This window comes from Acidovorax sp. LjRoot204 (genome assembly GCF_056175785.1).
Map to the genome: position 1 here is coordinate 1 of NZ_JBGFFF010000074.1, position 24,171 is coordinate 24,171.

Genomic DNA, 24,171 nt, shown 5'->3' on the forward strand with positions numbered 1-24,171 from the left:
CATCGACACGCCGCGTGGCCCCGTGCCCCTGTCGCGCCTGGCCACCATCGAAGAGGGCGACGGCCCCAACCAGATCAGCCGCGACGACGGCAAGCGCCGCATCGTGCTCTCGGCCAACGCGCAGGGCAGGGCGCTGTCCGACGTGGTGGCCGACATCCGCCAGGCCGTGGGCGACACGCGCCTGCCCGAGGGCTACTTCATCACCCTGGGCGGCCAGTTCCAGGCGCAGGAAGAAGCCAGCCGCCTGGTGGGCCTGCTGGCCATCGTCTCGCTGGTGCTGATGTTTGTGGTGCTGTACACGCGCTACCGCTCGGCCACGCTGTCGGCCCTCATCATGGCCAACATCCCGCTGGCGCTGGTGGGCGCGGTGCTGGGGCTGTGGGTGTCGGGTCAGCCGCTGTCAGTGGCGGCGCTGATCGGCTTCATCACGCTGGCGGGCATCTCGGTGCGCAACGGCATTTTGAAGGTGAGCCACTACCTCAACCTGATGCGCGTGGAGGGTGAGCGCTTTGACACCGCCATGATCGTGCGCGGCTCGCTGGAGCGCCTGAGCCCCGTGCTGATGACCGCCCTGGTCACGGCCTTCGCCCTGGCCCCGCTGCTGCTGGAGGCCGAACGCCCCGGCACCGAAATCCTGCACCCGGTGGCCGTGGTCATCTTCAGCGGCCTCATTAGCTCCACGCTGCTCGACACCTTCCTCACCCCGGCCCTGTTCTGGCTGTTTGGCCGCAAAGACGCCGAACGCCTGCTGGACGACAAGAACGCCGAGGCGTTCTGAGCCTTTCTTGTTTTGTTTTTGTTCTCTTTATTTGTTCGTTTGCTTTTTCATTCACCCTTTGAAAGGACTCTCATGAAAACCACCCGCCAACTTTTCGCCGCCCTGGCCCTCGCAGCTGTGGCCACCACCGCCGCCCATGCAGCTGGCGACCACGGCGCAGGCCACGACCACAAGCCCCAACACGGCGGCATCGTGGCCGAAGCCAACGACATGGACTACGAACTCGTCGCCAAGCCCGACACCATCACCCTGCACCTGCGCGACCACGGCAAACCCGCCAAGACGGAGGGCGTGAGCGCCAAGCTCACCCTGCTCAACGGCACCGAAAAATCCGAGGCTGTGCTTGTACCGGCAGGCGAGGGCAGGCTCGAAACCAAAGGCATCTTCAAGGTCGCAGCAGGCACCAAGGTGGTGGCGCTGGTGACGCTGCCGGGCAAGAAGGCGGCGAATGTGCGGTTTGCGGTGAAGTAAGCCGCAGCCGTAGATAGAGCGCGTTACGCGCCGCCGCGCTTGCTTTTGCTGGCGTGGTGGTGTTTGGCCTGTCTCAGTGGCAGTGCGCCTTGAGCACCGGCGAGATCGGTGCGTGCGTGGTTTCAGTGGTGCGGTGTGCTGAAATTTGAAGAAAATTGGGCTCTACCGCCTGTCTGTATTGCGCTTATAGCTATTAAATTTGTAGTGGAATGGTTGGTGCTGGGCTTCTGTGGGTGGGAATGGCTAGGTTTTTGGGTGACGGAGTGTCTGGCCTCCTTGCCGCGTGCCTCCTGCCCCACTCAATACGAGCCTGCACTGAGTCGGTACTTGGTCTGATGCTCAGTGAGGCCATGTATACATCGCGCCTCTGGACTGACTTGCTCATGCCCGCGCTGGGATTCCTTGCCGATTACGTTTGTCCACAGCTACGCGGAAAGTTTCAAGGCTTTCGATGTCTGCCAAGAGTTCTTCAGGATCCGGAATCGGAAGGCGTCCAACTGGGCTTGCCGCATCGTGCTCGAACTTCGAGCTCTTCGACATGCCGGCTTCGATCTGTTTGTAGTCATCGTCAGTCACTACAACGGCTTTGAGTTTTTGCGTAGACACGCCTTCGCCAAAGCGTTGGAGAACGCCATTGAACAGTACCTCTTCGACGCAACGCTCCCAGGCTAGGCGCAGTCTTCCGTAGGCCGTGGTCGTTAGCATTCGATGGCGGTCATCATCTCCGTCTTTCTTGGCTCGCTGGGCGTCAACCTGCATTTGCCGCAATTGACCCACACGTGCCTTGGTTCCTTCGACATCGAACGGGAGGCTTTGGGAGTGGACGCYAAAGCCGTTGGCAGTCCTTCGGATGTAGTTCTTGGCTAGCGATGCRCCGACGGCCTCAGCCTTCTGTTCCAAGATTGCGAGGAAGTAGATGTCGTGGGTAAAGATGATCACCTGCCTGACTTTGGATTCCTGCGCGAGGCGGTCTGCCACCTCCCAACGGCGTCGATGGTCAAGTGAGGAGACGGGGTCGTCAAAGACAATGCCTCCTTTGCCCTTTCCCAGTTTGATTTCCGCCAAGAAGGAAGCGATGGCGATCGCGCGTTGCTCACCTTCGCTTAGGACTGCGGATGGCGCGCCACCTCCGGGAAGCTGCAGCGTCAGCTTGAATTGAGTTTTGCCACCTGGGGACTCGGGCTTCATGCCGATATACAGCTCATGGACTTTGAGGCAGCGAAGCTCAGCATTGAGCGCATCGGCGAGTTCTTGGCTGGCCATAGTCCGCGAGAGCTCCGTCGATTTGCGGGATATCGCGCGCGTATCCATTGCGTCAATGCACGCTTGCAGCTTCGCACAAAGATCGTGTTTAGCGATTGCGTCTAGCACCGCCGCTTTGATTTCGGCGAGGCGCTTGCGGGCATCCAGCTCCAGCTTTTCCTGCGTCATGGCGGCCTTCGCCTTCTCATCGGCGGTGGCCTCAAGGGCCGTGGCCTGTTCGATCAGGCTGGTGGCATGCGCCTCCAGATTGCCGCGAGGGTCGTCGGCCATGGGCTGAACCTGCTCCCAAGCAAACTTTCCTGCGGAAGCTTCCATGGTCTGTCGCTGGCGGGTGGTGAGGCAGGTTTGCAGAACTGAGCACTGATCGGCAAGGGCCGCATCGATCTCCTTCAACTCCTCGGCAAGGGCTGCCCCGATCAGCAAGTTCAAGTTGGCTGCCTGCAAAGTCCTATAGGCTGCTTCGGCCTCGGTTCGAGTCCTCTTGGCCTGCGCTTCGGAATCCTGCTGAATAAAAGCGTCAAAGCGCGACATCCTCGCTGAGCCTTCAGTGCCCAATACGTTTTGGCACAGCGGGCAGGATTCGCCCTCGGGGAGTTGGCCTATTTGGTGATCAGGATGCGAAGTCCTTGCGAAAGCTCTGGCGGACTCGAACAGAGCCTTCCATTCCTCGCCACCTGTTCCAGGCAACTGCCCGTCCTTCGCCCTAAAGTCGGCGGCTGCGAGATCGGCTGCTGCCTTGGCTGCTCTAGACTTATCAATCAGTGTCCGCAGAGCTGCGATCTTGGCGCTGTCGATCAGAGACATGGCGAGATCAATGCGCCCCTTTAGCTCCTGCAATCGCCCCGCCCGCTGCTTCAAGGCCTGTGCCTTCTGCTTGGGATCCGTCTCAGATAGGGTTTTGGTCAGCAACTCCAGCCGTGCGATTTCAGCCTCGGAAAGTGTGGCGAGAGCTTCAATGTCGACGGCTTTGGTCGCACCTGGAATGGCAAGCAAGGCCCGCCCCACCGATGTTTGTTGCGTTGCAATGGCGGCGTATGGTGCATTGGTAGGCGCGTTGGCTGCCTTCTCCTGCGTGGCCAGGACTCGCAGCTTCCCGCAGAGCCCCACCAAGCCTTCCAGGATGTCTAGGCCATAGGGGCGATATGCGAAGTCACCATGATTGTCGATATACGCCCTGGCGCAGTGGGTGTCGAAGATGGCGATCTCCGATAGCGGCTCCGGAGGAGTGCTGCCAACTGTCCACGCCAGTTCAGACTTGGCTCCATCGATGGTTACGTCAAACTTTGCCGAGGGTTTCCCAGCCTTGGCTGGATCCAGCTTCGCGTCGGGAAGAATGGTCTCGCGCTGATCGCGTGCACGGCAGGCGTGCTTGAGGATTCTTGAGTAACCCGACTTGCCGGCCCCATTCTCACCGTAGATGACCGTTAAGCCAGCTTCTGCGATGGGGAGACTGCCTCCCGAAGCCAAGGCATTTACGTTTGCAAGTTCCTTGATCGCAAGCAGTTGCACGAGTCGGGCCGGGTCGGAAGGGGCTGCCACCTGCGCATCGTTTAGTGCTTTGGGTTGGCGATGCTCCGGGTCTTCGATTCCTACCTCGCTCTTGGCGAGGGCGTACAGATCTCCAACTACCTCAGCGCTCAAATCGCGGCTCGCGTAGATGCGTGCGATGGCGTCTTGCTGCCAGGCGGGGAGGCCCTTCGACCAAGCATGAATTTCTTGAAGAATCGTCACCATCTACCTCCTTTGATTGCGGTGTCGCCGGAGAGAGTTGACCTTTTTGTTCCGGCTTGAAGATGGTATGTCACCCTCAGCGAGGTGGCGATCTTCATGATGCACACGGTCGACGCCGTCTGCGACCGCTTGGTGCCTGTCAACGTTACTCGGCCGGGGGGCGAAGAGCGGCAATCGCTGCAAAGCCGACTTCAAGTCGCCCCTGCTGATCTGAGCTAATCTGAAATGCCGCGCATAGCCCAGCCCCCATCGGCTGAGCATTGTTCCCAATGGCTTCCTGCTACGTAGGCCGTCCGCCCGGCCCAGACCCATCGGTAGATGGTTCTCGGCCGACCGCCCCCAGTACCCGCTCCCGTTTGTCCCGCTCACGCAACCTGCGTGCGGCGCGGCCCTGCGCGCCTTGCATCGCCAAATGACCCAGCAATCTCCTGTTCCTCCGTCAGAGTCATATTCACCTCAGTGATGTGAAACATCACCAGCGTTCCATTGACTGATATTGCTGCAGCGCGAATGATCGGTCCCCAGGCGCTGGGTGCATCCGCACCGGCACCGAAAGACGGATGAATTGATAGATCGACTGATTGACTCGCGATGACAAAAAACAAAGGAGACGCCCATGCATGAATGCCCCGTGACCGTGTTCCCGCAGCAGATCCGCTGGGAGACGGACGGCACCAGCCGCATTCCCTTTCAGGCCTATACCGATGAGGCGCTGTACCGCAAGGAGCTGGACCGTTTGTTCTACAACGGGCACTGGTGTTATGTCGGCCTGGAGGCGGAGATTCCCAACACGGGGGATTTCAAGCGCACGGTGATTGGCGAGCGCTCGGTGCTGCTGGTGCGTGACAAGGATGCTTCGATCCATGTGGTGGAAAACGTCTGCGCCCACCGGGGCATGGCGTTTTGCCGCGAGCGGCATGGCAACCGCGAGAGCCTGACCTGCCCGTACCACCAGTGGAACTACACCCTGTCGGGCGACTTGCAGGGTGTGCCGTTTCGGCGTGGCGTGAAGCAGGATGGCAAGGTCAATGGCGGCATGCCAGCGGACTTCAACCCGGCAGAGCATGGGCTGACCAAGCTCAGGGTGGCTACCCGTGGCGGCGTGGTGTTTGCGTCGTTTGACCACAGCGTGGAGCCGCTGGAGGAGTTTCTGGGCCCCACCATCCTGGGCTACTTTGACCGGCTGTTCAATGGCCGCAAGCTCACCATCCTSGGCTACAACCGCCAGCGCATTCCSGGCAACTGGAAGCTGATGCARGAGAACATCAAGGACCCSTACCACCCSGGCCTGCTGCACACSTGGTTCGTYACCTTYGGSCTCTGGCGYGCRGACAACAAGTCGCAACTGCTGATGGATGCGCAGCACCGCCACGCGGCCATGGTGTCCACACGCGGCGCGGCGGGCAAGGCGGCCGATGTGACGCAGGTGTCCAGCTTCAAGGCGGGCATGGAGCTGAACGACCCGCGCTTTTTGGACATTGCGCAGGAGGACTGGTGGGCGGGGCCGGCCCCGGCAGCCAGCGGGGAGGGCGCTGCGGCGCCGAGCGCGGGGGCGTCGGTGCCCACGGCGGTGATGATGACCGTGTTCCCSAGCGTGATCTTYCAGCAGCAGGTCAACAGCGTGTCCACGCGCCACATCCAGCCCGATGGCAAGGGCGCTTTTGATTTTGTGTGGACGCACTTCGGTTTTGAGGACGACAGCGAGGAGATGACACAGCGCCGCCTGCGCCAGGCCAATCTGTTCGGCCCGGCGGGCTTTGTGTCGGCCGACGATGGAGAGGTGATCGAGTGGTCGCAAGAGGGCTTTGAGACCAAGCCCGCGCACCGCACGCTGGCCGAGCTGGGCGGGCGTGAGGTGGGCGACACGGACCACATGGTGACCGAGACGCTGATCCGGGGCATGTACGAATACTGGCGCAAGGTGATGGAGGCGGAGGCTTGACCATGATGGACTTCCAGACCTACTTCGAACTGAACCAGCTCTACGCCTGCTACGCCCGCGCACTTGACGCGGCGGACTGGGAGGCGTGGCCTGAGTTTTTCATCGACCACTGCGTGTACAAGCTGCAGCCGCGCGARAACCACGARCGCGGSTTYCCGCTGGCCACGCTGKCGTTYGASAGCAAGGGCATGCTGAARGACCGCGTCTACGGCATCCRCGAGACSCTGTTCCACGACCCCTACTACCAGCGCCAYGTGGTGGGTGCGCCGCTGGTGCATAAGGTGGATGCAGATGGCTGCATCCACTGCGAGGCCAACTATGCGGTGCTGCGCACGCGCCTGTCGAAGGRATCGACGGTGTTCAACGTGGGGCGCACGCTCGATGAAGTGGTGCCCACGCCCGAGGGGCTGAAGTTCGCATCGCGCCTGGTCGTCTACGACAGCGAGATGATCCCCAACTCGCTGATCTACCCCATCTGAGGAGCCGCCATGACGACGATGACAACCAACTGGATTGACGCCGCCGCGCACGGCGATGTGCCGCAGGATGACGTGATCGGCCTGGCCGTGGCCGGGCGCGACATTGCGCTGTATGGCGTGGGCGGCGAGGTGTTTGCCACCGACAACATCTGCACCCATGGCCATGCGCGCCTGTGCGATGGGTTTCTGGAAGGGCACGAGATCGAATGCCCGCTGCACCAGGGCAAGTTTGATGTGCGATCAGGCCAGCCCACCTGTGCGCCAGTGACCGAGCCGCTGCGCAGCTACCCCGTGAAGATCGAGGGCGGCCGAGTGTGGCTGGCCCTGGACTGAGAAGCTGAGCGCAGCAACCCCTCTCAAGGAGACCCCCATGACTGCCGAACGACCTGAGGTCGAGGCCGCTGCATTGCCGTATGAAGGCGCAAACGCCCACCCGGCCCACACCATCGTGATCGTCGGTGCGGGCCAAGCGGGTGGCTGGGCCGCGCAAACGCTGCGCAGTGAAGGCTTTGCGGGCCAGATTGTGCTGATCGGTGAAGAAGCCCACCCGCCGCACGAGAGGCCACCGCTGTCGAAGACGGTGCTATCGGGCGCAGCCGCGCCAGAGACCACGCGCCTCATGAAGCCCGAGGCCTTTGACGCCCTGGCGGTGCAATGGCGGCCCGGTGTGCAGGTGCATCGCATTGACCGCGCGGCCAAGCAGGTGCTGCTGTCGGATGGCACCGCGCAGCCCTACGACAAGCTCATCCTGTGCACCGGCGGGCGCGCCCGGTGGCTTGCCTTGCCGGGGGCAGACCAGGTGCCGCTGCACACGCTGCGCACCATTGAAGATGCGCAGGCGCTGGCCCCGGCCCTTCGGCCTGGCCGCAGCGTGGTGGTGGTGGGCGGTGGCTGGATCGGCCTGGAGGTAGCGGCCACCGCACGCCAGCAGGGCGCGGAGGTGGTGGTGGTGGAGACGCAAAGCCGCTTGTGCGAGCGCACCGTGCCCGCCGAGGTGTCGGCGTATCTGTTGGCGCTGCACCGCGCCCAGGGCGTGCGCGTGCTGCTGGGCGCGGGGGTGCGGGGCTTTGCCCACGCTGCAGATGGTGCAGACGGCGCAGATAGCCGCTCGGAGGTCTTGCTGGCCGATGGCAGCGCGCTGGCGTGCGACACCATTGTGCTGGGCGTTGGCCTGGTGCCCAACGACGAACTGGCGCGCGAGGCGGGCCTGGCTTGCGATGGCGGCGTGCGGGTAGATGCCCAGTGCCGCACGTCCGACCCCGACATTCTGGCTGCGGGCGATGTGGCCGTGGCGCCCAGCCCCTGGGCAGGCCGCAGCCTGCGGCTTGAATCGTGGCAGAACGCGCAGGAGCAAGGCATGGCCGCCGCGCGCTCGGCCCTGGGTCAGGCCGTGGACTACCAGCCGCTGCCGTGGTTCTGGTCCGACCAGTACGGCATGAACCTGCAGATCTACGGCATGCCCACGCCTGCGCACCGCGTGGTGCAGCGCGGCGACCCGGCCAGCGGCAGCTTTGTGTTGTTTTACCTAGCGGGCGATGTGGTGCAGGCCGCCGTAGGGGCCAACGCAGCGCGTGACCTGCGCTTTGCCCGCAGGCTGATCGAGCAGCGCAAGCCGGTGGATGCCGAGCGGCTGGCCGACCTGAACACGCCGATGGCAAAGCTGTGAACCCRGCTTGATGCCGCGCAGCACCGAGGCATGCATCCCCACCAAAACTCACAAGAAACCGAACACGACAACTCGCTAAGGAAACCACCGATGACCGCAACCACGTCAACCACTTACCTCTGGACCCCGCCCCCCGTCTATTCGCTGCCTGTGCGTGGCAGCAGCGAGCGCCTGCCCATCCACCGGCTGTTCTTTGTGGGCCGCAACTACCACGCGCATGCGGTTGAGATGGGGCGCCCGGTGGACAAGGCGGTGGAGGTGCCGTTCTATTTCACCAAGGCGCCGTCCACGCTGGTCGAGTCTGGCGCGACCGTGGCCTACCCACCCGGCACACAGAACTACCACCACGAAATGGAACTGGTGCTGGCCATTGGTGCGCCCGGTTTTCGTGTGAGCGAGGCGGATGCGCCCAGCCTCATCTACGGCTATGCCTGTGGCCTGGACATGACGCGCCGCGACCTGCAACTGGTGGCGCGTGACAAGGGCCGGCCTTGGGACCTGGGCAAGGATGTGGAGCAGTCCTCCGTGGTCTCCGAGATCGTGCCCATGCCGCAGGTGGTGCTGGGCCAGGGCAACCTGGAGCTGTCGGTCAACTGCACCGTGCGCCAGAAGTCCGACCTGTCCAAGCTGATCTGGAACATCTCCGAGCTGATTGCCGACCTGTCCAAGTTCTACCACCTGCAGCCGGGTGACCTGATCTTTACCGGCACGCCCGAGGGCGTAGGCCCCGTGTTGGCAGGCGACCGCATTGAAGGCCACATTGAAGGCGTGGGCAGCATTGTGCTCCACGTTGGCCCGGCGGAATAAGAAAAACCACATCCAGGAGACAACCCCACCATGACCACCGACCTCACGCCGTCCCCCGTGCGGCTGCACGCCGTTGCGGGCAAGGGCCAGCCCGATCCGACGCCCGAATTGGAGCAGCTGTACCGGGGCTTTGAGCAAGAGCTGCTGGTGCCGCTGTGGACGCAGATTGGCGACCTGATGCCCCGCCAGCCCCAATCCAAGGCCGTGCCGCACCTGTGGCGCTGGGACCGCTTGAAGGCCCTGGCCGCACAGGCGGGCGCCATCGTGCCTGTGGGCCGTGGCGGGGAGCGCCGTGCGATTGCGCTGGCCAACCCGGCGCTGGGTGGGCGCCCCTTTGCCACGCCCACGCTGTGGGCCGCCATTCAGTACCTGATGCCCGGCGAAGACGCCCCCGAGCACCGGCACACGCAGCACGCGTTTCGTTTTGTGGTGGAAGGCGAGGGCGTGTGGACCGTGGTGAATGGCGATGCCGTGCGCATGTCGCGGGGCGACTTTCTGCCCCAGGCCGGCTGGAACTGGCATGCCCACCACAACGCTGCCACCGAGCCCATGGCCTGGATCGACGGCCTGGACATTCCGTTCTCGTACTACACCGAGAGCCAGTTCTTCGAAGTGGGGCGCGAGAAGCTCCCGCCCGCCGAGCGCACCACCGCCGAGCGCTCGTACTCCGAAAGGCTGTGGGGCCACCCTGGCCTGCGCCCGGTATCGATGGTGCAGGCGCAGCCCGCCACGCCCCTGCTGGCCTACCGCTGGGTGGACACCGACTGTGCGCTGGCCGATCAGCTGGCGCTGGAAGACGAAGGCCAGGCGGGCACGCTGAGCCCCGGGCATGCAGCGGTGCGCTTTACCAACCCCACCACCGGCGCCGATGTGCTGCCCACCATGCGGACCGAAATGCACCGCGTGCGCGCGGGCGGCGCGACGCGGGTGCACCGCGAGGTGGGTTCGTCCGTGTTCCAGGTGTTTGACGGCAGCGGCACTGTCACGGTGGGTGAGTGCACCTGGCAGGTGGCGCGGGGCGACTTGTTTGTGGTGCCGTCGTGGCAGCCGTTCTCGGCCCAGGCATCGGCCGCTGGCGCGCTCGACCTGTTCCGCTTCAGCGATGCGCCGATTTTTGAGGCGCTGCACAGCCACCGTGCGCAAGTCACTGTTTGATCCATCACTCACCAGCCGGATTCGGCTTTCATAAAACCAAGGAGACACCCCCCCCATGCTGACCGCCATTCGTTCACAGATTTTGAGACCTGCCCTGGCGCTCTGCGCGCTGGCCCTTGTTGCCGCCGCGAGCGTGCCCGACGCCGTGGCGCAGACCTTCCCCGCCAAACCCGTTCGCTCCGTCGCGCCGTATTCGCCCGGCAGCGGCCCCGATGCGGTGATGCGCATCCTCAGCGAGCGCTTGTCGCGCAATTGGGGGCAGCAACTCGTCATTGACAACAAGCCGGGTGCCAACGGTTTCATCGCCATCGGCGATGCCAAGCGCGCTGCGCCAGATGGCTACACGCTGCTGCAGGTGGACAACACGCACATGGCCCTGCAGCCGCATGTGTTCAAGCAACTGCCCTATGACCCGATCAAAGATTTCGAGCCCGTCGCTCCGGTGTATTTCACGAACTTCTTTGTGGTGGTGGCGGCCAACTCGCCCTGGAAGGATGTGGGCGATTTGATCAAGGCGGCCAAGGCGGCGCCGGGCGACATCACCTACGGCTCCTGGGGCATCGGCAGCGTGGCCCATGTGGGCGCGGCAAGTCTGGAGGCAGCAACGGGCACAAAGATGATGCATGTGCCGTACAAGGACATGGGCAGCGTCTACACCTCTGTGGCCACAGGCGACATCAAGTGGGCGTTTGGCACGGCAGCGACGGCCGGGCCGATGTTCCAGGCCAAGAAGGTGAAATTTCTGGCGCTGGCCGCACCCCAGCGTCTGGCGGGCTTCACCGACATTCCGACCATGGGCGAAGCGGGCGGCCCGGCCGGGTTTGAAGTGAAGACCTGGGTGGGCCTGTTCGCGCCTGCTGGCACGCCGAAGGCCGCCATCGAGAAGATCAATGCCGACGTGGGCAAGGTGCTGGCCACTTCAGAGGTCAAGGAGCGCCTGGCGACCTTCGGGTTTGAGCCCTACATTGGCCCGCCCGCCGAACTCACCAAGGCCATCGAACGCGATTCGCGCACGTTTGGTGAAGTCGTCAAGCGCGCCAAGATTGCCCTGGACTGACACAGGGACTGACACAGAGACTGACCATGAAGCTCTATTCCTTCTTCCGCAGCGGAACCTCCCACCGCTTGCGCATCGCGCTCAATCTCAAGGGGCTGGCCTACGAGCAGATTGCGGTCGACTTGCGGCGTGAGGAGCATCTGGGAGATGCCTTCAAGGCCATCAACCCGCAGCAGTTCGTGCCCGTGCTGGAGGCCGATGAGCGCCTGATGATCCAGTCGCCCGCCATCATCGAGTGGCTCGAAGAGCGCTATCCCACCCCACCGCTGCTGCCCGGCGATGCAGGCGATCGCGCCCAGGTGCGTGCCCTGGCCGCCATCGTGGGCTGCGACGTCCATCCCATTAACAACCGCCGCATTCTGGAGGCGCTGCGTCACCGCTTTGGTGCCGACGAGGCGGCGGTGAACGACTGGTGCGGCACCTGGATCAGCGCGGGTTTTGATGCCATCGAGGCGCTGCTGTCGAAGGACCCGCAGCGCGGTGACTTCTGCTTTGGCAGCACCCCCACGCTGGCCGATGTGTAYCTGGTTCCGCAGGTGGAGAGCGCGCGCCGCTTCAAGGTGGACCTGGCGCGCTGGCCGCTGGTGCAGGCGGTGGACGCGGCCTGCGCGCAACTGGAAGCGTTCCGCAAGGCGGCGCCCAGCGCGCAGCCGGATGCGGGCTGAGCCTGTCGAAGCCCCTCGCGGCGCTTCGACCGCGCTGAGTGAGCGGTTCAAGTGGATTCAGAAGACTCCACGAACCTCATTCCGTTTCCAAATCATTCGTGTCTAGGCGCGAAGCTGCAGACAGTGCTGTAGCACGGCAAGGCGAAGCAACAACGACACGGATGATTTGGAGACGGAATCAGTCGCCCTGCATGTAAAAAGCCTCGGCATGGAGGTGAGCCGCCTCCAGGCCTTTGCCCAGCGCCAGCAGCGTGGTGGTTTCCACCATCGGCGGCGATCCGCACAGGTACGCCTGCCAGCCTTGCAGGCTCGCATGGTCCTGCTCGATGGCCTGGGTCACCAGCCCGCGCCGCTGCGTGGCAGAGTCGGCGCCCGAGGCCACCACCACATGCACCTGCAGGGCAGGGTGCACGCTGCGCAGATGGTCCAGCCATGCCAGGCCATACAGCTCGCGCGGCGAGCGCAGGCCGAAGTACAGGTGAATGGGGTTGCGCATGCCCGCAGCCACCGCGCCGCGCACCACCGACAGCACCGACGCCAGCCCGGTGCCCCCAGCCACGCACAGCACGGGCCCCGTGTGCTGTTGGCGCAGATACGCCGCACCCAGCGGCCCGCTGACCTTGACCTTGTCCCCCACCTTCAGCTGCCCGGCAATGTAGCCGCTGACCCGGCCCTGGGGCATGAGTTGCACATGAAACTCCAGCAGTGGTTCGCCCGGCAGGTTTGCCATGGAGTAGGGGCGCACATGCGTCGGCGTGAACCCCAACTGCACGTACTGGCCTGGTGAAAACGCAATCGGTTTTGCCACCTTGAGCAGCAGGCGCCGGATGTCTGCCGCCAGTGGCTCGATGGCCACCACGGTGGCCTTGGCCACGCGCGCACGGTGCACCACGGCTTCGCCGGGGGCGGGTACTTCGATGGTGCAGGGCTCGGTCACATAGGTCTGGCAGGCCAGCACGGCACCGTCCACGCCGTCCAGCGGGCGCTGCTGCTCGCGCCCGCCATCGAGCACCTCACCCGACAGCACCCGGCAACGGCAAATGCCGCAGCGGCCAGAAAGGCACGAATACGACATCGGAACCTGCGCCGCGCGCAGGGCGTCGAGCAGGTTCACGCCGGGCTCGGCGCGGATCACGCGGTTAAGCGGCTGAACGAGGATGTCCATGGCGGGCTGCGTTCAAGGTCATGCGGGCGATTGTGCCCAGAATTGCGCCTGCAAATCACTGGCTGCAATACCATCGCCACTTCATATCACCCGAGCTGATGGAGTGTGGCGATGGAGCTATCGGATATCGACCTGAACCTGCTGGTGCTGTTTCAGCAACTCATGGTCGAACGGCGCGTGTCGAAGGTGGCCGACAACCTGGGGCTGACGCAGCCTGCGGTCAGCAATGCGCTGGCCAAGCTGCGGCGCATTTTTGGCGACGAGCTTTTCTTGCGCACCTCGGGCGGCATGGTGCCCACGCCTTTTGCCGAGCAACTGGGCGAGTCCGTGGGCTATGCGCTGGGCATGATCCACAGCGGGCTGAACCAGCGCACACAGTTCACGCCCGCAACGCTCAAGCGCACCATCACCATCGGCATGACAGACATTGGCGAGATCGTCTTTTTGCCCGCGCTGCTGGAGCGCCTGGGGCGGGAGGCACCTGGCGTCACGCTGAACACCGTGCGCAACAACGCGGCCCATCTGCGCGAAGACATGGAGGCTGGCAAGGTGGACCTGGCCATCGGCCTGCTGCCGCAGCTGAAAGCGGGATTTTTCCAACGGCGCTTGTTCCGCCAGCGTTATGTGTGTCTGTTCCGCAAGGGCCATGCGCTGGACCGGCCCAAGCTGCTGCTGTCGGACTACAAAGCGGCTGAGCACCTGGTGATCGTGTCCGCAGGCACGGGGCACGGCAAGGTGGACGAGCTGATCCAGAAGGCCGGCATCGACCGCCTGGTGCGGCTGAGCGTGCCGCACTTTGTGAGCGTGGGCCACATCCTCCAAAGCACGGCGCTGGTGGCGACTGTGCCCGAGCGGCTGGCGCTCAAGCTGGTCGAGCCCTTTGGCCTGGTGGTGCGCACGCACCCCGTCAAACTGCCTGACGCGCCCATCAGCGTGTTTTGGCACGCCAAGGTGCACCGCGAACCCGTCAATCAGTGGCTGCGCGGGATGGTGTTTGAGCTGTTTGGGGGCGACGGTACCGTTGGCGGTGGGTTACCGTGATCTGTGGGGCGAGCCAGCGGCGCACACCAGGTTGCGCCGTTGGCTCTCTTAGAAATTGCTATGTTATCTGTAGCTTGCTTTTCTTGTAAGTGAAGCGGTAGGCCGGGTTTTTATTCAACATTCTGATCGCCCCTCCGAGGGGTTGGTGGCTGTCGGTTGGTGGCAGCGTTGTCACCCTACGCTGTTCAATACACCAGCCGCTCCGGCCGCACCTCCTGCAGGATGGTCGTCGCAATCTCTTCAATCGATTTGGTGGTGGTGGACAGCCACCGGATGCCCGCGCGGCGCATCATCGCTTCGGCCTCGGCCACTTCGGCGCGGCAGTTTTCGATGCTGGCGTATTTGGAGTTGGGGCGACGCTCGGCGCGGATCTCGGCCAGGCGGTCGGGGCTGATGGTCAGGCCAAAGATCTTGCTGCGAAACGGCACCAGGGCCGGGGGCAGCTGGCGGCGCTCGAAATCCTCGGGGATCAGGGGGTAGTTGGCGGCTTTCAGGCCACATTGCATGGCCAAGTACAGGCTGGTAGGGGTTTTGCCGCTGCGGCTCACGCCCACCAGAATCACATCGGCCCCCGCCAGGTCGCGGTTGCTCTGGCCGTCGTCATGGGCCAGGCTGAAGTTGATGGCTTCAATGCGGTCCGTGTATTCCTTGCTGCGGCTCACGTCGCTGAAGCGCCCCACGCGGTGGTGCGACTTGATGCCCAGCTCTTCCTCCAGCGGGTGCACAAAGGTGCCGAACATGTCCAGCAGCATGCCCTTGCAGCCCTCCTGGATGACCTTGAGCACGTCCATGTTGACCAGCGTGGTGAAAACGATGGGCTTTTTACCCTCGACCTCTGCGGTGTGGTTGATCTGCCGCACCGCCTGGTGCGCCTTGTCCACGGTGTCGATGAAGGGCAGGCGCACATGGCGCGGCTTCATCTCGAACTGGGCCAGGATGGCGTTGCCGAAGGTTTCGGCGGTGATGCCGGTGCCGTCAGAGACAAAAAATACGGTGCGCGAGTGCATGGAGCCCCTTTTTTTGGATGCGGCTTGCGCCAGCGGGGTGGACACCACAAAGAAGTGGCAATTCCCCGATTTGCGTCAGTCGCGTGAAAGCGTCAGCCCGTTGCCAGATGCGCGGGCCTACAATTGTCACAATTATCCAATTCTCACCATGCACACCGTCGGCCTACAACCACAACGACAAAGCTGCAGCCTGTGCATGGCCGCTCGCCCATCGCTCTCAGGGGGCAGGCGCGCAGACCCGGTTTCAACTTCTGGAGCTTTCCCATGTCTGCACTTTTCAGCCCGACCGCCCTGGTCGTACCGTTTGAAAACCTGAGAATGACCGAYGTCGAGKCSGTYGGCGGYAARAACGCCAGCCTCGGCGARATGATCTCSCARYTGCCGCAGGGCGTGCGSGTGCCCACGGGCTTYGCSACCACSGCSCAYGCGTTCCGCSAGTTCCTGGCCYACGACGGCCTGGCCGACCGCATCAGCGCCAAGCTCAAAAGCCTGGATACCGAGGACGTGCGCGCCCTCGCACAGGTCGGTGCCGAGATTCGCGCCATGGTTGAGGCCCAGCCCTTCCCAGCCGACCTGCAAAAGGCCATTGCTGATGAATTTGCCAAGCTGAGCGCTGGCAATCCCGCCGCCTCGTTTGCCGTGCGCTCGTCCGCCACGGCAGAGGACCTGCCCGACGCTTCGTTTGCCGGCCAGCAGGAAACCTTCCTGAACGTGGTGGGCATCGACGAAGTCATGCACAAGATGAAGGAAGTSTTYGCGTCGCTGTACAACGACCGCGCCATYWSCTACCGYGTGCACAAGGGCTTCGMGCACGAYGTGGTGGCSCTSTCGGCSGGYGTGCAGCGCATGGTSCGCTCSGACCTKGGCGCSGCCGGCGTGATGTTCACCATCGAYACCGARTCSGGCTTYGAGGACGTGGTSTTCATCACCAGCAGCTACGGCCTGGGCGAGACGGTGGTGCAGGGCGCCGTGAACCCCGATGAGTTCTACGTGCACAAGCCCATGCTCCAGGCAGGCAAGAAGGCGCTGATCCGCCGCAACCTGGGCAGCAAGCTGATCCAGATGGTGTTCTCCACGCCTGAGGAAAAGGCCGCCAGCGGCAAGCTCGTCAAGACCATTGATGTGCCCACCGAGCAGCGCAACCGCTAYTCGCTGASCGACGCCGACGTGGAGCAACTGGCCCGCTACGCGCTGGTGATCGARSARCACTAYGGCCGCCCSATGGACATCGAGTGGGGCAAGGACGGCACCGACGGCCAGCTCTACATCCTGCAGGCRCGSCCTGAAACCGTGAAGAGCCAGGCCAAGGGCCAGGCCGAGCTGCGCTACAAGCTCAAGGGCCAGGGCACCGTGCTGGCCGAGGGCCGCGCCATCGGCCAGAAGATTGGCACCGGCCCGGTGCGCCTGGTGCACAACATTTCCGAGATGGACAAGGTTCAGCCGGGCGATGTGCTGGTCACCGACATGACGGACCCCAACTGGGAGCCCGTGATGAAGCGTGCCAGCGCCATCGTCACCAACCGGGGTGGCCGCACGTGCCACGCCGCCATCATTGCGCGCGAGCTGGGCATTCCCGCCGTGGTGGGCTGTGGCGACGCGACCGAGCGACTGAAAGACGGCACGCTGGTCACCGTGAGCTGCTCCGAGGGCGACACGGGCAAGATCTACGACGGCCTGCTCGAAACCGAAGTCACCGAAGTGCAGCGCGGCGCGATGCCTCCCATCAAGACCAAGATCATGATGAACGTGGGCAACCCCCAGCTGGCGTTTGACTTTGCCCAGCTGCCCAACGAAGGCGTGGGCCTGGCGCGGCTTGAGTTCATCATCAACAACAACATCGGCGTGCACCCCAAGGCGATCCTGGACTACCCCCAGATCGACGCCGACCTGAAGAAGGCCGTGGAATCGGTGGCGCGCGGCCACGCGTCACCCCGTGCGTTCTATGTGGACAAGGTCGCTGAAGGCGTGGCCACCATTGCGGCCGCCTTCTGGCCCAAGCCCGTCATCGTGCGCCTGTCGGACTTCAAGTCCAACGAATACCGCAAGCTGATCGGCGGCAGCCGCTACGAGCCCGAGGAAGAAAACCCGATGCTGGGCTTCCGTGGCGCGGCCCGCTACATCAGCGAAGACTTCGGCGAAGCCTTTGCGATGGAATGCGAGGCGCTCAAGCGCGTGCGCAACGACATGGGCCTGACGAACGTGCAGGTGATGGTGCCGTTTGTGCGCACGCTGGGCCAGGCCGAACGCGTGACCAAGCTGCTGGCCAGCCATGGACTGCAGCGTGGCAAGGACGACCTCAAGGTCATCATGATGTGCGAAGTGCCCAGCAACGCCATCCTGGCCGAGCGTTTCCTGGAGTTCTTCGACGGCTTCTCCATCGGCTCCAACGACCTGACCCAGCTCACGCTGGGCCTGGACCGTGACTCGGGCCTGGAGCTGCTGGCGCAGGACTTTGACGAACGCGACCCGGCTGTCGAGGCACTGATCCACCAGGCCATCAAAGCCTGCCTGGCGCAGGGCAAGTACATCGGCATCTGCGGCCAGGGCCCCAGCGACCACCCTGACTTTGCGCAGTGGCTGGCCACGGAGGGCATCTCGTCAATTTCGCTCAACCCCGACAGCGTGATTGCCACCTGGCAGCAACTGGCAGGCTGACGCACCGACCGGGCTGCCATGTGCCAACTGCACCACCCGCCATCGCGTCCGTGATGCCGCGCCAGTGATGCCGTTGCAGCAGCCCGCTACGCGCCCCGCCGACGCCGAGATGGCGGGGCCGTTTCCCCCCGACTTGCACGACGTGCGCCACCTGTGGCTCAAAGCAGGTTTGCTCCTGCTGTGGGCCCTGGTGTCTTTTGGGGCCACCTACTTCGCCCGCGACCTGCAGGTACTGGTGGTGGGGGGCTGGCCTCTGGGCTACTGGATTGCGGCGCAGGGCGCTGTGCTGGTGTTCATCGCCATCGTGGTCGCCTACGGCTGGGCCATGAACCACTTTGAGCGGCAGGACCAGCAGCAACGCGAGGCGTTGGAGCTTTCCGCCCCTCCCGCAGAAGACCGCGCCCATGGCTGAGCGCAAGCTAGGCAGCGCCGAGGCGGACCGCGCCTATTTGTGGCGGCTGCACCGCATCCTGGCGCTGTACGTGGCTGGGGTGCTGGGCTTTCTGGCACTGATGACCTGGGCTGAGCACCAGGGGCTGTCGCGCCACTGGATCGGCCCGATTTTTCTGTTTCTCACCGTCATGGTGTACGCCGGCATCGGCGTGTACGGCCGCACGACGGACCCTGAGGACTACTACGTGGCAGGGCGGCGCATTCCGCCCATGTACAACGGCATGGCGACGGCGGCCGACTGGATGAGTGCGGCCTCGTTCATCAGCCTGTCGGGCGCGCTGTACCTGCAGGGCTTTTCGGGCACGCCGGGGCAGGCCGGTGGTTTGGCCTATCTGCTGGGGTGGACAGGGGGCTTCTGCCTGGTCGCCATGCTGATTGCGCCGCACCTGCGGGCCATGGGGCTGTACACCATTCCCGATTTTTTCCATGTGCGTTTTGGCGGGCGTTGGCCGCGTGTCATCGCCGCACTGGCAGCCGTGTTGTGCTCGTTCACTTACGTGGTGGCGCAGATCTACGGCGTGGGGCTGATTGCGTCGCGCCTCACCGGCGTGCAGTTCGAGATCGGCATCATGCTGGGCCTGGGCGGGGTGCTGTTGTGCTCGTTCCTGGGCGGCATGCGGGCCATCACCTGGACGCAGGTGGCGCAGTATGTCGTGCTGCTGCTGGCGTTCATGATCCCGGTGTCGTGGCTGGCGTACAAGCAGCTGGGCAACCCGCTGGCGCCATTGGTATATGGCGCGCAGATCAGCAAGATTGCCGACCTGGAGGCACAGCTGCTCGACTCCCCGGCCGAACACCAGGTGGTGCAGGCTTACCTGCAGCGCGCCAAGGACTTCGAAGCGCGCCTGCAGGATGTGGAGGCGGCCCTGGAGCGTGAACGCGAAAAGGGCCGTGAGCGCATCCGGGCCCTGCGTGCGCAGAACGCTGATGTGGGCCTGATCGTCTCCGCCAGCCGCGAGCTGGCGGCGCTGCCCCGCGATGCGGCAGCTGCCCGCGAGCGCTGGACCCGCGAAATGCGCGAGAACTACGAGCGCGCGCGTCCTTTGGGCGGGCTGCCGCCCCACAGCCAGGCCTATGCCGGCGACCCCCACGGCACCCCCGAGGAGCAACGCGACTACGAGCTCACGCGCCGTAATTTTCTGGCGCTGATGTTCTGCCTGATGGTGGGCACCGCCGGGCTGCCCCACCTGCTGACCCGCTACTACACATCGCCCACGGTGTCTGCGGCCCGTGCGTCGGTGGGCTGGTCGCTGTTTTTCATTGCGCTGCTGTACCTCAGTGCGCCCGCGCTGGCGGTGCTGGTGAAGTTCGAGGTCATGCAGAACCTGGTGGGCAGCAGTTTTGAGGCCCTGCCCACCTGGATGGCGCAGTGGGCGCGGGTGGACAGCTCGCTGCTGTCGGTGGAAGACGTGAACGGCGATGGCCTGATCCAGTTTGGCGAGATCCGTCTGGGGGCTGACCTCATCATGCTGGCCACGCCCGAACTGGGCGGGCTGCCGTACGTGGTGTCGGGCCTGGTGGCGGCAGGGGGCTTGGCAGCGGCGCTGTCCACGGCCGACGGCTTGCTGCTCACCATCAGCAATGCGCTCGTGCGCGACCTGTATTTTCAGGACACGCGCCGCCAGGCGTCGCCCGAGCAGCGGGTGATCCTGACCAAGTTCACGCTGCTCGCCGTGGCCTTGTCGGCAGCGTTTGTGGCGGCGCTCAAGCCGTCTGAAATCCTGCCCATGGTGTCGGCGTCTTTCTCGCTGGCGGCGTCGGCGTTTGTGCCGGTGATGGTGCTGGGCATCTTCTGGCGGGGCACCACGCGGCAAGGCGCGGTGGCGGGCATGCTGGGCGGGCTTGCCATCACGGTGTACTACATGCTGTCGCATGTGCCCGCCATGCACGTGCTGCCGCGCTGGCTGCTGGCCGATGGGTTGTGGTTCGGCATCCAGCCCATTTCGGCCGGGGTGTTTGGTGTGCCCTGTGGCCTGCTCGTCACCTTGGTGGTCAGCTGGATCACCCGGCCTGCACCGCCGCTGCCTCGCATTCGCTCGGAGATGTGAGGGGTTGGCACTGCGCGGGGGTTATGTGTAAACCCCGATTTGCAGAGGTGCCAAAACATGGGATTCTGGTTTGCAGGTGATAGCCTTGCGGCATTCCCCACCATTGCTCACTACTAGGAGACTCATGGTTCTCGTCAAAACCCCCGCAGGCCAGGAAGCACTCAAGGACCGTCACGGCAGCTTGAGCTCGCGCCAGCGCTCGGCCTTCATTCTTTTTGACGGCAAGCGCACCACGGGGGAGATTTTGGCGGCCACGGCGGCGATGGGCATCACGCAGGACGATGTGCAGGCCATGATCGCCCAGGGGCTGTTGGCGCCGGTGGGGGGGCAGATGGCTGCTGCAGTCGTGGGCTCCGTTGCTGCCAGTGCATCCCTCGCCTCCGCCACGCTGGCAGAAGCTCCCGCCACCGATCTGGGCACGGTGGCGTCGCCCGTCGAAGGCTCGGGGCGTTCGCCGATGGAGCGCTACCAGGCGGCGTATCCCATCGCCACGGAGCTGACGGCGGCGCTGGGCTTGCGCGGGTTTCGCTTGAACCTCGCGGTGGAGGGCGCAGGCAGTTTTGAAGACCTGGCGGCACTGGCCCCCAAAATCCGGGAGGCGGTGGGTGATGCCAAGTTCGAGCGGCTGGACAAGGCGCTGTTTGATTGAGGCCCCGGGGTTCCGGACTGGTCTTGATGGATAGGAGTCTGAGGGCTCCCCAGCCAAAGCCCGTTTGCAAGATGCGCGGGCATGAAAAAAGCGGCCCGAGGGCCGCTTTTGTTTTGCCGATGTAGACCGGAAGGGGGCTGAGATCAGCGGCCCACCTTGAGCAGTTCCACGTCGAACTTGAGCGTGGCGTTCGGGGGGATCACGCCGCCYGCRCCGCGTGCGCCATAGCCCAAGGCGGCGGGRATGATCAGCGTGCGCTKGCCGCCGATCTTCATGCCKKSWACGCCTTCGTCCCAGCCCTTGATGACCATGCCGGCGCCCAGTGCAAATTCAAAAGGGTCGTTGCGGTCGCGGCTGGAGTCGAACTTGGCACCTTGCTCACCGTTGTTGTACAGCCAGCCGGTGTAGTGCACCGACACGTTTTGGCCCTTGGTGGCTTCGGCGCCTTCGCCCACGGTGGTGTCTTCGTATTGCAGGCCGGATGCAGTGGTGGTCAGTGCCATGGGAGTTCCTTGTTTGCTATTAAAAATATAGCTTCAGGCGCATGTTTTGATTGCGCTTGAAGCTATTTTGACCCCTATTTTAACGAAAGCCCCGCGCGGAGGTCCGGCGGGGCTTTTCCCTGCGGGGCAGGGCGAGCAGGGGGAGGGAAGGGGGCTCAGGCCTTCTTGGCGCGGCCTGCTACCCAGCGGGTGGCAAAGGCCTGCACGTCCGACAGGCGCTTGAGCAGGTCAGCGCCCGAGGGGGTGACGGTGTAGCCGTCGCTGCCATGGTCCACAAAACCGGCTTCGCGCAGCTCTTTGATGCGGGTGTTGAGCGTGTTGGGGGTGATGCCACCCACGCTGTCCTGCAGCAGGCGGAACGTCTGGGGGTGGCCGTCCTTCAGGGCCCACAGCACGCGCAGCGCATAGCGGCATTCAAGTTTCTCGAAAAGCTGGTTGATGGAAGCATTTTCTTTGGAGCTCATGGACGCTTCTCCTCGCGCAAGTGTTGGATCTGGATTCAGTGCGGGTGGCCGTCAACCGGGCCCGCTGATGCGCTGAGACTATAGCGCGGAACCCATTTTGCTACAAGTTTAGTAGCTCAGAACGCACAGCACACATGCGCTAGTGGCGAAAAATACAGTGTTGCGTATCAAACTGTTGCGACAGGGCCACGGTTTTCGGCCCCTGTCAGCTGCGTCCCAGCCCCGCCAGATGCGCGACCAGCAACTGTGCCGCGGGGGGCAGCCACTGGGCGCTGCGGTAGCAGATGGCAAAGCGCCGCTGGGCCCAGGGGTCGCTCAGCGGGACGATGCGCACCGGTGCCAGCTGGGCAAAAGGCTGGGCCACTTCGCGTGGCACCACGCTGATGGCGAGGTTGGCGCGCACCACCCGCAAGGCGGCGTCAAAGTTGGACACCAGCACGCGGTGGGCCAGCATTTTTCCCTCCACCGCAGCGGCACGCGCCAGCAGCACCTGCACTGCACTGAGCGCGGGCATGCTGACGAATTCGTGCTCCAGCACGTCGGCAAACCGCACGCTCTGCAGCTGGGCCACGGGGTGCGACTCGTGTGCTACCACAGCCAGGTGGTCGCTGCGGTAGGCGCTGGTTTCCAGGCCCGACAGGTCGGCTGCGTCCCAGCAGATGCCGATGGACGCGCTGCCGTCGCGCACGCCTTGCACCACGTCCGGGCTCACGCGTTCCTCCAGGCTGATCTGGATGTTGCGGTGTGCCGGGTCTTGCAGAAAGGCCGCCACATCGTCGGCCAGCGACTCGGCCATGACCGAGGCTGTGACCAGCATGCGCACATGGCCCCGCGTGCCGGTGGCGTAGGCGGCCATGTCGCGCTCGATCTGCCCCACGCTGGCCAGCATGGTGCGGGCATGCTCCAGCAGCGTCTCGCCGGCAGGCGTTGGCACCACGCCCCGGCGCTTGCGCAGCAGCAGCGGTGTGCCCACCGTGTCTTCCAGCTGCGCCAGCCGCTTGCTGATCGCCGAGCCCACGATGGACTCCTGCTCTGCCACACGCGCGATGCTGCGCTGCTCGCACACGGCGGCAAAGAGGCGCAGGGTCTGCAAGTCCAGGTCGCGCATGGCAAACCTCCATGGTTGTGATGTTCCTTTTGGGAATGTTGCGGCTTCCGAGATGTATTTTCTGATTCATTCGGGAATTTTTAGAATCTTGCCCAGACCCACCCGAAAGAGACATCCCGTGCACACCTCACCGATCCCATCCGACCAGCAGCCCCCGGTGGCCCGTGCCATCGTCCGCGAAGTCGGCCTGCGCGACGGCCTGCAAAGCATCGCCACGGTGGTGTCCACCGCGCACAAGATCGAATGGATCAACGCTGCCTACGCCGCCGGCCAGCGCGAGATCGAGGTGGGCTCCTTTGTGCCCGCCCGGCTGCTGCCCCAGCTGGCCGACACGGCCGAGGTGCTGGCCCACGCCAAAACGTTGCCCGGCCTGGTGGCCTCGGTGCTGGTGCCCAACATCAAAGGCGCCGAGCGCGCGCTGGAGCAGGGCGCCGACCTGATGATCGTGCCTCTGTCCGCAAGCCACGCCCACAGCCTGGCCAACCTGCGCAAGACCCCCGACGAGGTGGTGGCCGAGGTCGCGCGTATCCGATCACTGCGCGACGCGAGCGGCAGCCGCACCCTGATCGAGGGCGGCGTGGGCACGGCCTTTGGCTGCACCCTGCAGGGCGAGGTGGCTGAGAGCGAAGTGCTGCGCCTGATGCAGGCGCTGCTGGATGCGGGCGCTGACCGCGTGAGCCTGGCCGACACCGTGGGCTATGCTGACCCGGCTGCGGTCGCCCGCCTGTTTGGCAATGCAAGTGCGCTTGTGGGCGACCGCCTGGCCTGCGCGCACTTCCACGACACGCGCGGCATGGGCCTGGCCAATGTGTATGCCGCCTGGCAGGCAGGCATCACCCGCTTTGATGCCTGCCTGGCGGGCATCGGCGGCTGCCCGCACGCGCCGGGCGCCAGCGGCAATGTCACCACCGAAGACCTCGTGTTCATGCTGGAGCGCATGGGCATTGCCACCGGCATCGATGTGACTGCGCTGCTCGCGCTGCGCCAGCGCGTGGCCGGATGGTTGGCGGGCGAGACCCTGCATGGCACCCTCTGGCAGGCCGGGCTGCCGCAGAATGCCGCAC

Annotated in this window: 22 protein-coding genes; 16 read left to right on the top strand and 6 right to left on the bottom strand. The window is 64.4% G+C overall.

Going from position 1 to position 24,171, the window contains the following annotated elements; genetic code table 11:
* Together AC04MI_RS14220 and AC04MI_RS14225 are read left to right on the top strand one after the other, a co-directional pair.
* A partial coding sequence (locus AC04MI_RS14220; RefSeq protein ID WP_476498020.1) for an efflux RND transporter permease subunit occupies window positions 1-778 on the top strand: 778 nt, incomplete at its 5' end.
* 72 nt (window positions 779-850) lie between these two features.
* Window positions 851-1,249 carry a hypothetical protein gene (locus AC04MI_RS14225; protein WP_094291724.1) on the top strand — a complete coding sequence of 133 codons (399 nt, stop codon included), beginning with the start codon at window positions 851-853 and terminating at the stop codon, window positions 1,247-1,249.
* Window positions 1,250-1,630: 381 nt separating this feature from the next.
* On the opposite strand, the gene AC04MI_RS14230 is transcribed toward AC04MI_RS14225, so the two are convergent.
* Window positions 1,631-4,243: an AAA family ATPase gene (locus tag AC04MI_RS14230; protein ID WP_476498021.1), complete on the bottom strand. Its 2,613-nt coding sequence runs from the start codon at window positions 4,241-4,243 to the stop codon at window positions 1,631-1,633.
* Between the two features lie 616 nt (window positions 4,244-4,859).
* On the opposite strand from AC04MI_RS14230, the gene AC04MI_RS14235 reads away from it, so the two are divergent.
* The 8 genes from AC04MI_RS14235 (at window position 4,860) to maiA (ending at window position 12,014) form a co-directional block, all read left to right on the top strand.
* The gene (locus AC04MI_RS14235; RefSeq protein ID WP_436077921.1) at window positions 4,860-6,185 is read left to right on the top strand and encodes an aromatic ring-hydroxylating dioxygenase subunit alpha; all 1,326 of its coding nucleotides are present in this window, start codon (window positions 4,860-4,862) and stop codon (window positions 6,183-6,185) included.
* A 5-nt stretch (window positions 6,186-6,190) separates the two neighbouring features.
* Window positions 6,191-6,664, top strand: coding sequence for an aromatic-ring-hydroxylating dioxygenase subunit beta (locus tag AC04MI_RS14240; RefSeq protein ID WP_476498025.1), 474 nt, complete (start codon window positions 6,191-6,193; stop codon window positions 6,662-6,664).
* 9 nt (window positions 6,665-6,673) lie between these two features.
* Entirely contained in the window at window positions 6,674-6,997 is a 324-nt protein-coding gene (locus AC04MI_RS14245) for a non-heme iron oxygenase ferredoxin subunit (RefSeq protein WP_121420634.1), read from the top strand.
* A 37-nt stretch (window positions 6,998-7,034) separates the two neighbouring features.
* Window positions 7,035-8,330 (top strand): NAD(P)/FAD-dependent oxidoreductase, encoded by a 1,296-nt coding sequence (locus AC04MI_RS14250; RefSeq protein WP_436077920.1) that lies wholly within the window; start codon window positions 7,035-7,037, stop codon window positions 8,328-8,330.
* A gap of 90 nt (window positions 8,331-8,420) precedes the next feature.
* A complete protein-coding gene (locus AC04MI_RS14255) occupies window positions 8,421-9,137 on the top strand; it encodes a fumarylacetoacetate hydrolase family protein (RefSeq protein ID WP_436077919.1) in 717 nt (238 codons plus the stop codon).
* 30 nt (window positions 9,138-9,167) lie between these two features.
* Complete coding sequence (locus tag AC04MI_RS14260; protein ID WP_436077918.1) at window positions 9,168-10,292, top strand: cupin domain-containing protein; 1,125 nt, start codon at window positions 9,168-9,170, stop codon at window positions 10,290-10,292.
* A gap of 55 nt (window positions 10,293-10,347) precedes the next feature.
* Window positions 10,348-11,349, top strand: a complete 1,002-nt coding sequence (locus AC04MI_RS14265; RefSeq protein ID WP_436077917.1) for a Bug family tripartite tricarboxylate transporter substrate binding protein — start codon at window positions 10,348-10,350, stop codon at window positions 11,347-11,349.
* Between the two features lie 26 nt (window positions 11,350-11,375).
* Window positions 11,376-12,014, top strand: a complete 639-nt coding sequence (gene maiA / locus AC04MI_RS14270; RefSeq protein WP_436077916.1) for a maleylacetoacetate isomerase — start codon at window positions 11,376-11,378, stop codon at window positions 12,012-12,014.
* Between the two features lie 178 nt (window positions 12,015-12,192).
* Here maiA and AC04MI_RS14275 read toward each other — a convergent pair whose 3' ends face one another.
* Complete coding sequence (locus AC04MI_RS14275; RefSeq protein ID WP_436077915.1) at window positions 12,193-13,179, bottom strand: 2Fe-2S iron-sulfur cluster-binding protein; 987 nt, start codon at window positions 13,177-13,179, stop codon at window positions 12,193-12,195.
* 111 nt (window positions 13,180-13,290) lie between these two features.
* On the opposite strand from AC04MI_RS14275, the gene AC04MI_RS14280 reads away from it, so the two are divergent.
* Window positions 13,291-14,220: a LysR family transcriptional regulator gene (locus AC04MI_RS14280; protein ID WP_436077914.1), complete on the top strand. Its 930-nt coding sequence runs from the start codon at window positions 13,291-13,293 to the stop codon at window positions 14,218-14,220.
* A 185-nt stretch (window positions 14,221-14,405) separates the two neighbouring features.
* Here AC04MI_RS14280 and ppsR read toward each other — a convergent pair whose 3' ends face one another.
* A complete protein-coding gene (ppsR, locus tag AC04MI_RS14285; protein WP_056061884.1) occupies window positions 14,406-15,227 on the bottom strand; it encodes a posphoenolpyruvate synthetase regulatory kinase/phosphorylase PpsR in 822 nt (273 codons plus the stop codon).
* Window positions 15,228-15,491: 264 nt separating this feature from the next.
* On the opposite strand from ppsR, the gene ppsA reads away from it, so the two are divergent.
* The 4 genes from ppsA to AC04MI_RS14305 all read left to right on the top strand — a co-directional run bounded on the left by ppsA (window position 15,492) and on the right by AC04MI_RS14305 (window position 21,032).
* Complete coding sequence (ppsA, locus tag AC04MI_RS14290; protein WP_476498022.1) at window positions 15,492-17,882, top strand: phosphoenolpyruvate synthase; 2,391 nt, start codon at window positions 15,492-15,494, stop codon at window positions 17,880-17,882.
* 67 nt (window positions 17,883-17,949) lie between these two features.
* Window positions 17,950-18,294, top strand: a complete 345-nt coding sequence (locus tag AC04MI_RS14295) for a DUF4212 domain-containing protein (RefSeq protein ID WP_056061890.1) — start codon at window positions 17,950-17,952, stop codon at window positions 18,292-18,294.
* Window positions 18,287-20,383 (top strand): VC_2705 family sodium/solute symporter, encoded by a 2,097-nt coding sequence (locus AC04MI_RS14300; protein ID WP_436077912.1) that lies wholly within the window; start codon window positions 18,287-18,289, stop codon window positions 20,381-20,383. Before AC04MI_RS14295 ends, AC04MI_RS14300 begins: the two co-directional genes overlap by 8 nt.
* 124 nt (window positions 20,384-20,507) lie before the next feature.
* Window positions 20,508-21,032, top strand: a complete 525-nt coding sequence (locus tag AC04MI_RS14305; protein ID WP_099729819.1) for a hypothetical protein — start codon at window positions 20,508-20,510, stop codon at window positions 21,030-21,032.
* A gap of 143 nt (window positions 21,033-21,175) precedes the next feature.
* Here AC04MI_RS14305 and AC04MI_RS14310 read toward each other — a convergent pair whose 3' ends face one another.
* From AC04MI_RS14310 to AC04MI_RS14320, 3 genes are all read right to left on the bottom strand, one after another.
* Window positions 21,176-21,535, bottom strand: a complete 360-nt coding sequence (locus AC04MI_RS14310) for an FKBP-type peptidyl-prolyl cis-trans isomerase (RefSeq protein WP_476498023.1) — start codon at window positions 21,533-21,535, stop codon at window positions 21,176-21,178.
* Between the two features lie 155 nt (window positions 21,536-21,690).
* The gene (locus tag AC04MI_RS14315; RefSeq protein WP_015013381.1) at window positions 21,691-21,999 is read right to left on the bottom strand and encodes a winged helix-turn-helix transcriptional regulator; all 309 of its coding nucleotides are present in this window, start codon (window positions 21,997-21,999) and stop codon (window positions 21,691-21,693) included.
* A gap of 205 nt (window positions 22,000-22,204) precedes the next feature.
* Window positions 22,205-23,107, bottom strand: coding sequence for a LysR family transcriptional regulator (locus AC04MI_RS14320; protein WP_099729820.1), 903 nt, complete (start codon window positions 23,105-23,107; stop codon window positions 22,205-22,207).
* Window positions 23,108-23,225: 118 nt separating this feature from the next.
* Here AC04MI_RS14320 and AC04MI_RS14325 point away from each other — a divergent pair.
* Window positions 23,226-24,171 (top strand): hydroxymethylglutaryl-CoA lyase (locus tag AC04MI_RS14325; protein ID WP_476498024.1); only part of this gene is annotated, 946 nt, incomplete at its 3' end.

Bases quoted from the DNA above. Each gene is read 5' to 3' on its own strand.
- AC04MI_RS14260 (WP_436077918.1), top strand. From the start codon at position 9,168: ATGACCACCGACCTCACGCCGTCCCCCGTGCGGCTGCACGCCGTTGCG.
- AC04MI_RS14250 (WP_436077920.1), top strand. From the start codon at position 7,035: ATGACTGCCGAACGACCTGAGGTCGAGGCCGCTGCATTGCCGTATGAA.
- AC04MI_RS14280 (WP_436077914.1), top strand. From the start codon at position 13,291: ATGGAGCTATCGGATATCGACCTGAACCTGCTGGTGCTGTTTCAGCAA.
- AC04MI_RS14305 (WP_099729819.1), top strand. From the start codon at position 20,508: ATGGTTCTCGTCAAAACCCCCGCAGGCCAGGAAGCACTCAAGGACCGT.
- AC04MI_RS14255 (WP_436077919.1), top strand. From the start codon at position 8,421: ATGACCGCAACCACGTCAACCACTTACCTCTGGACCCCGCCCCCCGTC.
- AC04MI_RS14300 (WP_436077912.1), top strand. From the start codon at position 18,287: ATGGCTGAGCGCAAGCTAGGCAGCGCCGAGGCGGACCGCGCCTATTTG.
- AC04MI_RS14275 (WP_436077915.1), bottom strand. From the start codon at position 13,179: ATGGACATCCTCGTTCAGCCGCTTAACCGCGTGATCCGCGCCGAGCCC.
- AC04MI_RS14265 (WP_436077917.1), top strand. From the start codon at position 10,348: ATGCTGACCGCCATTCGTTCACAGATTTTGAGACCTGCCCTGGCGCTC.
- AC04MI_RS14295 (WP_056061890.1), top strand. From the start codon at position 17,950: ATGCCGTTGCAGCAGCCCGCTACGCGCCCCGCCGACGCCGAGATGGCG.
- AC04MI_RS14245 (WP_121420634.1), top strand. From the start codon at position 6,674: ATGACGACGATGACAACCAACTGGATTGACGCCGCCGCGCACGGCGAT.
- ppsR (WP_056061884.1), bottom strand. From the start codon at position 15,227: ATGCACTCGCGCACCGTATTTTTTGTCTCTGACGGCACCGGCATCACC.
- AC04MI_RS14320 (WP_099729820.1), bottom strand. From the start codon at position 23,107: ATGCGCGACCTGGACTTGCAGACCCTGCGCCTCTTTGCCGCCGTGTGC.
- AC04MI_RS14315 (WP_015013381.1), bottom strand. From the start codon at position 21,999: ATGAGCTCCAAAGAAAATGCTTCCATCAACCAGCTTTTCGAGAAACTT.
- AC04MI_RS14225 (WP_094291724.1), top strand. From the start codon at position 851: ATGAAAACCACCCGCCAACTTTTCGCCGCCCTGGCCCTCGCAGCTGTG.